At 52.1% G+C, this 6,253-nt stretch carries 8 protein-coding genes; 6 read left to right on the forward strand and 2 right to left on the reverse strand.

From position 1 onward, the window contains the following. The first annotated feature begins 436 nt into the window (after positions 1 to 436). The 5 genes from AC2VLY_RS16750 (at position 437) to AC2VLY_RS16770 (ending at position 4,930) form a co-directional block, all read left to right on the forward strand. Positions 437 to 1,837: a sigma-54 interaction domain-containing protein gene (locus AC2VLY_RS16750; protein ID WP_486894122.1), complete on the forward strand. Its 1,401-nt coding sequence runs from the start codon at positions 437 to 439 to the stop codon at positions 1,835 to 1,837. A gap of 83 nt (positions 1,838 to 1,920) precedes the next feature. Further along, positions 1,921 to 3,465: a 2-isopropylmalate synthase gene (locus tag AC2VLY_RS16755; protein ID WP_486894120.1), complete on the forward strand. Its 1,545-nt coding sequence runs from the start codon at positions 1,921 to 1,923 to the stop codon at positions 3,463 to 3,465. 8 nt (positions 3,466 to 3,473) lie between these two features. After that, positions 3,474 to 3,770 carry a thioredoxin domain-containing protein gene (locus tag AC2VLY_RS16760; RefSeq protein WP_486894119.1) on the forward strand — a complete coding sequence of 99 codons (297 nt, stop codon included), beginning with the start codon at positions 3,474 to 3,476 and terminating at the stop codon, positions 3,768 to 3,770. Positions 3,771 to 3,804: 34 nt separating this feature from the next. Continuing rightward, positions 3,805 to 4,401, forward strand: a complete 597-nt coding sequence (ampD, locus tag AC2VLY_RS16765) for a 1,6-anhydro-N-acetylmuramyl-L-alanine amidase AmpD (RefSeq protein WP_227485365.1) — start codon at positions 3,805 to 3,807, stop codon at positions 4,399 to 4,401. Further along, on the forward strand, positions 4,370 to 4,930 hold the full coding sequence (locus AC2VLY_RS16770; RefSeq protein ID WP_486894118.1) for a hypothetical protein: 561 nt from the start codon (positions 4,370 to 4,372) through the stop codon (positions 4,928 to 4,930). The genes ampD and AC2VLY_RS16770 overlap by 32 nt, the downstream gene beginning before the upstream one ends. Here the strand turns inward: AC2VLY_RS16770 and AC2VLY_RS16775 are convergent. Beyond that, entirely contained in the window at positions 4,885 to 5,589 is a 705-nt protein-coding gene (locus tag AC2VLY_RS16775) for an epoxyqueuosine reductase QueH (RefSeq protein WP_486922683.1), read from the reverse strand. The genes AC2VLY_RS16770 and AC2VLY_RS16775 overlap by 46 nt on opposite strands. A gap of 77 nt (positions 5,590 to 5,666) precedes the next feature. Here AC2VLY_RS16775 and AC2VLY_RS16780 point away from each other — a divergent pair, with 77 nt between their 5' ends. Then, positions 5,667 to 5,996, forward strand: a complete 330-nt coding sequence (locus tag AC2VLY_RS16780; protein ID WP_193651087.1) for a 4a-hydroxytetrahydrobiopterin dehydratase — start codon at positions 5,667 to 5,669, stop codon at positions 5,994 to 5,996. A 39-nt stretch (positions 5,997 to 6,035) separates the two neighbouring features. Here AC2VLY_RS16780 and AC2VLY_RS16785 read toward each other — a convergent pair. Next, a partial coding sequence (locus AC2VLY_RS16785; protein ID WP_486922684.1) for a hypothetical protein occupies positions 6,036 to 6,253 on the reverse strand: 218 nt, incomplete at its 5' end.

Consider the following 6,253-nt stretch of genomic DNA (forward strand, 5'->3'; position numbering starts at 1 on the left):
CGGATACCGCCGCTACGGACGCCGCCATGGCGGCAAATTGCAACTTCTCGCGCTCGCCGCTTAAACAAATGATGTACATGCCTGACATTGTGTCTCCCGATCGTATGTGAATGCGTTAGCAATAGCAGTAAATATGCCAGCCTGTATGAGTGTTAATAAATTGAAGCTAAACCGTTTATCACGCTAGATAATTAAAAATTAAGAATAATCTAATTAACTGTATTGCTTGCTCATTTTTATATCGCGGCAGATGGAAAAGTGTCATGACATGTCATGACATGCGCTGACAAACAGAAAATCTTGTTCATAAACAAATATAATCAAGTTATGGTAATAGAAATTTTTTTGCATCCAAAAAGAAAGAAGATGCGTATTATTTACGAAACAACGCGTTCAGCCTGTAAAAGCAGTGGCCGACCAGACACCGAGGCAGATTATGGATATGCAGAATCGTGACCGTACTACTCCTGATGTGCATAAGCCCACGCAAAAGCACAAGTCAGCAACTGGTCTGGATGTTCAGAGTGTTTTGAATATTCAGCAGAACCCGATGGTTTTGATTGATGACCAGTACCGGATTATTGCAGCGAACCGGGCCTATCAGGAGGCCTATGGCGTGCAAGCAGATGAGATAATTGGGCGTTGCTGTCATGAAATTTCCCATCATTCGCCGGTGCCTTGCCATATGCGTGGAGAAGATTGTCCCCATCAGGCTGTTTTTACGACAGGAGAAGCCCACGATGTCCGGCACATTCATTATGATCATAAGAATCATGCTGAACATGTCCGTATTCGTGGACATGCCATCAAAGATCAGGAAGGGAATACCTATCTTGGCGAGGAAATCATTCGCTTGCCGCATCAGGATGAAGCCATTACCTGTGGTGACATGCGCATGGTGGGCCGTTCTCCGGCATTCATGAAATGCCTGCATCACATTGAAATGGCGGGCCGTACAGATGCCACTATTTTACTTTATGGTGAAAGTGGAGTTGGTAAGGAGTTGGCAGCCAGCGCACTCCATCAATTTTCTGCACGGGCATCTGAAGCATTTATTACCGTGGATTGTGCGTCGCTGCCTGAAACACTTTTTGAAAGTGAAATACTGGGCCATGAAAGAGGGGCTTTCACCGGTTGTCTGGGGCGTAAGCGTGGACTGTATGAAATGGCCGACCGGGGAACCCTGTTTCTGGATGAGGTGGGGGAATTACCCTTAAGTATGCAGGCTAAATTATTACGGGTTCTGGAAACCGGGAGCTTTCGGCGTTTGGGGGGTTCAGAGACCTTGCATGCCGATGTGCGTATTATCGCGGCGACCAACCGTAATTTATTGGAAATGGCGGGGCAGAGACAATTTCGGGAGGATTTATATTATCGTCTCGCAGCTATTACCATTGATTTACCGCCCTTGCGGGATCGTCGTGATGATATTGCGGGTATTGCTGCGGTGTTGTTGGAACGCATTGGTAAAAGTTGGGGGGGGCAGTGGACGCTGTCGAAAGAGGCAGAACGGCGCCTGTTTACTTACGATTTTCCGGGAAATGTTCGGGAATTGCGCAATATTCTGCAAAAAGCGGCGGCACTGGCGGATGGGCCGGTTATTCAGGCAAGTCATCTGAATTTTACGGGAGCCAGTCCAGCGTTTGCGGCGCATGCTGCCTCTTCGCCGGGTGCCGTGAGAGATTTTGGAACTGTGGCATCCGTGCCGCGCGGTGGCGCGCAGCCGGATGATCTGGAGGCTTTGTTGCGGCAATATCAAGGCAACCGGCGACGGGTGGCTGAAACTCTGGGGGTTAGTGAGCGCACTGTTTATCGTTGGTTGCGGCGAGACGCCTGAATCATTCACGAAGAAAGTGCATTGTCTTCGTTAATTGTTGGTAGCGGGGTACAATCTTCCCAATTGATTGGGAGACACAGGCTATGACAACGTCCAAAGAGCATTTGATTATTTTTGACACTACCTTGCGCGACGGCGAGCAATCTCCGGGCGCTTCCATGACCCGCGATGAAAAGTTGCGCATTGCCCAGGCCTTGGAACGCTTGCAGGTGGATGTCATTGAAGCAGGCTTTCCGGTCGCCAGCCCTGGAGATTTTGCCGCCGTGCAGGCTATCGCCAGGACCGTACGGGAAAGTCGGGTATGCGGGTTGTCGCGCGCGCGGGATGAAGACATTCGCCGTGCCGGTGAGGCGTTGAAGGAAGCCAATGCTGCACGTATTCACACGTTCATTGCCACCAGCCCGATTCATATGCAGGCAAAATTGCGGATGAGTCCGGAACAGGTCCTGGAACGTGCGGTGGCTGCGGTAAAACTGGCGCGGCAGTATTGTGATGATGTGGAGTTTTCAGCGGAAGATGCGGGCCGTTCCGAGGAGGATTTTCTGTGCCGGGTGATTGAAGCGGTCATTCAGGCGGGAGCCCGTACCATCAATATTCCTGACACCGTTGGTTATAATCTGCCGGATCGCTTTGGTCAGTTGATTGCCAATTTGCGCAACCGGATTCCCAACGCCGATCAAGCCATTTTTTCGGTACATTGCCACAATGATCTGGGCCTGGCAGTGGCCAACTCCCTGTCTGCCGTGCAGCATGGTGCCCGACAGGTTGAATGCACGATCAACGGTCTGGGTGAAAGGGCGGGTAATGCCGCCCTTGAAGAAATCGTGATGGCGGTGCGTACGCGGCAAGATGCTTTTGTCTGTGATACCCGCATTGATACCAGCCAGATTGTGGCTACCAGCAAGCTGGTGTCTACCATTACCGGCTTTCCGGTCCAGCCCAACAAGGCCATTGTCGGGGCTAATGCTTTTGCCCATGAGTCAGGCATTCACCAGGATGGTGTGCTCAAGCATCGGGAGACCTATGAGATCATGCGTGCGGAAGATGTGGGCTGGTCGGCCAATCGCATGACGCTGGGAAAACTTTCCGGTCGGGCGGCTGTCCGTGCGCGTCTGGAGGCGTTGGGTATTCATCTGGAAAAAGATACGCTGGATCAGGTTTTTGCCCGCTTCAAGGATCTTGCCGACCGCAAGGCAGAAATATTTGATGAGGACCTGCAGGCGCTGGTCAATGAAGATCTGCAGGAAGAGCAGGCTGAACATTATCGTCTGGGTTATTTGCGGGTTTGCTCGGAAATGGGTACGCATCCCGAAGCCACTGTGGAAGTCTGGGTGGACGGGGTGGCCAAAACGGCCAAGGCAGTGGGTGGCGGGCCGGTAGATGCGGCATTCCAGGCCATGGAAAGTATTCTGAACAGTGAAACCCGTTTGCTGCTCTATTCGGTCAATGCCATTACCACGGGTACGGATGCCCAGGGTGATGTGACCGTGCGTCTGCAGGACGCCAGTGGTCGGGCCGTCAATGGTCAGGGCGCCGATACCGATATTGTCGTGGCCAGTGCCAAAGCTTACCTTTCGGCGATGAATCGTTTGCAGGGTCCGTCACATCGCCAGCATCCGCAACTTTAAACTCAGCAATGAAAACCGTTTCTGAACTGGGTTTTTGGCAGCGTATGGCGGAAACCCGGGGTGAAGTCATTTTATTTTTCAGCTCTGCAGGCTGTCACTCCTGTCGGATCTGGCGGCGGCTGCTGAAAAATCTGGAAGAGAGCCGGAGTGGTCTGCAGGTTTGGGAGATCGATGCCGGCATTGATATGGGCATTACCCGGGAATTTGAAGTGTATCACCTGCCGCCCTGTTTCTGTTTCGTAATGGCCAATATCAGCGTCCGATTCAGGTTGAGGCGCGGGTCCATGCTCTGGAACAGTGGCTGAACGCGCATGCTGATCTCCCTCCTGAAGAACTTCCTTGAATCCTGATCTGCCTTATCCCTGGAACGCGGCGGGCTGGCACGCCAAGGTGCATGCTGCACCCTCGTCCTATTTTGATCAAAGGCCTGTGGGTGTAGATATTGATCTGCTGGTTGTTCATGCCATCAGTTTGCCTCCAGAACAGTTTGGGAGTGGCGAAGTGCCACGATTTTTTATGGGCTGTCTGGATTTTGACCGTGATCCTTATTATGAACAGTTAAGAAACTTGCGGGTGTCTGCACATTTTTTCATTGAACGGGATGGTAAGCTTTGGCAGCATGTGAGTGTCTGGGATCGCGCCTGGCATGCAGGCGTATCTTCATGGCAAGGCCGTTCTGCCTGCAATGATTACAGTGTCGGTGTAGAGCTGGAAGGTAGTGCATCCAGCAAATTTCTGCCCATTCAATATCAACGTCTGGCCGCTTTAAGCCGGGATCTGCAAAAACTGTTTCCGGCGATAACGCGAGAACGGATTGTCGGTCACGCGGACATTGCGCCCGGGCGCAAATGGGATCCCGGTCCGGGCTTTTCCTGGGACTATTTTACAGAGGTATATGCAGCGCATGGCGGAGATCAGAGAAGCACCAAAACGTGACTGGCGACGTGGCTGGGCTGGACCCCTGGTCGTATTTGTTCTGCTGGTATTGGGAACCCTGTGGTGGCTGGGCGTATTTCATTCCGCTCAAGTGCTTGAAGAAACCGGAGTGGCTCACGCGTATATTTATCATAATTTCCAGGGCACTTATCGGCAGATGGTCAAGGCCAGAGGCAAATTATCGCCGCAGTTGCCCGCCAATTTACGCGGGCATCCTGAAATCACGATGATGGAAAATGAAAGCGGTAGCGGCGGAGATGCGATGGTTAAAGCGCGGATCGGCTATCTGATAAATGCCGGCGATGCGACGCCACCGGGATGGTTAACGGGAGACTGGCCCGCACAGAGGGTGGCAAGGGTGGAGGTGAGCGCAAATGCGGCCATCGCTTCGTGGAAAGCCTATTCCGCCCTGAGTGACTGGGGAAAGGCCCGAGGAATCCCTCTACACTATCCCTTGTTTGAAATGCTGGGTCCGGGTAATCATTACGTGTTATTGATGTCTCTGGATAAATCACCGGCTTCTTCCTGACGGACGCTGTCTTTGCCATAGAATTTGATGCCACGAATAATTTTTTCGCGGCCCTGGCTCAGACGGTGCATGTTGGTATCACGCAGGGAGTAGACACACCCGCAGTATTCCTGCTGGTAAAATCGTTCCTGCTTGGCTATTTCAATCATGCGGGCACTGCCACCGCCCTTGCGCCAATTGTAATCCCAATATTGCAGTCCTTCATGGCGGTCTGCAGCCCGGACACCACAGGCATTGATCTGGTCCATGTCTTTCCAGCGCGATATCCCCAGGGTGCTGCTGAAGACGCTGAAGCCATGCTCTGCTGCATACAGCGCCGAGCGCTCAAAGCGCATGTCGAAACAGGCAGTGCAGCGCTCGCCGCGCTCCGGTTCCCATTCCAGACCTTTCACCCGGGCAAACCAGTTGTCCTTGTCATAATCGAGGTCAATGAAAGGCACGCCCAATGCCCCGGCATAGCGGATATTTTCTTCCTTGCGCAATTCATATTCTGCCTGCGGGTGAATGTTCGGATTGTAAAACAGCACCGTAAATTCGATGCCAGCTTTGCGAATATCATCCATGATGGGACCAGCACAAGGTGCACAGCAGGAGTGCAGGAGAATATGCGTACTGCCGTCGGGCGTCTGCAATGGTGAGGGCGGCGTTTTTTTGGACATGAATGATACCTGAAAAAGCACTATGCTGATGACAATCATACAACTCATCAGTCTGTTTGCCAAAAAGGAGTTTAGCGATGTCCAGCGATTTGCGACAGGGAAAATGTCAGGCTTGTGAAGGCGGTGTCGAGAAACTTGCGGATGATAAAGTTACCGGGCGTATTGGGAGTGTATCCGGATGGCGCCTGGAGCAGGGCAGTTTATGCCGGGATTTTCAATTCAAAAACTTTTACGAAACCATGGCTTTCGTGAACGCTGTAGCGTGGATTGCTGATCGTGAAAATCATCATCCAGACATGGAAATAGGCTATGGATACTGCCTGCTACGATACTCCACTCATTCCGTAAAGGGGATCACCGAAAATGATTTTATTTGTGCCGCACAGGTGAATCAACTGCTGGAATGAGACAATGTTTCATTCCAGCAGCCTGCATTGATGCCCGTATCAGGCGTTGTTGGCAGGACGCAGCAGAGGGCGCATGCCTTCGCGAACCTGACGCTGAATGAATGCAGAGCGGCCGGGTTCCTTTTTGTCCAGTTCTGCAGCACATTCTGAATTGGTCAGAGCGGCAGCACTGAGCATGACTTCCAGCTCGCAGGTGTCAACTTTGGGATCAGTCAGGGCGGCAGGTGCTACATTCATCTGATCACCTACATGCCAGA

Source organism: Acidithiobacillus sp. TH-A36, from assembly GCF_057473445.1.

Excerpts from the sequence above, each read along its gene's own strand:
- AC2VLY_RS16750 (WP_486894122.1), top strand. The coding sequence starts at position 437 with ATGGATATGCAGAATCGTGACCGTACTACTCCTGATGTGCATAAGCCC.
- AC2VLY_RS16755 (WP_486894120.1), top strand. The coding sequence starts at position 1,921 with ATGACAACGTCCAAAGAGCATTTGATTATTTTTGACACTACCTTGCGC.
- AC2VLY_RS16760 (WP_486894119.1), top strand. The coding sequence starts at position 3,474 with ATGAAAACCGTTTCTGAACTGGGTTTTTGGCAGCGTATGGCGGAAACC.
- AC2VLY_RS16770 (WP_486894118.1), top strand. The coding sequence starts at position 4,370 with ATGGCGGAGATCAGAGAAGCACCAAAACGTGACTGGCGACGTGGCTGG.
- AC2VLY_RS16775 (WP_486922683.1), bottom strand. The coding sequence starts at position 5,589 with ATGTCCAAAAAAACGCCGCCCTCACCATTGCAGACGCCCGACGGCAGT.
- AC2VLY_RS16780 (WP_193651087.1), top strand. The coding sequence starts at position 5,667 with ATGTCCAGCGATTTGCGACAGGGAAAATGTCAGGCTTGTGAAGGCGGT.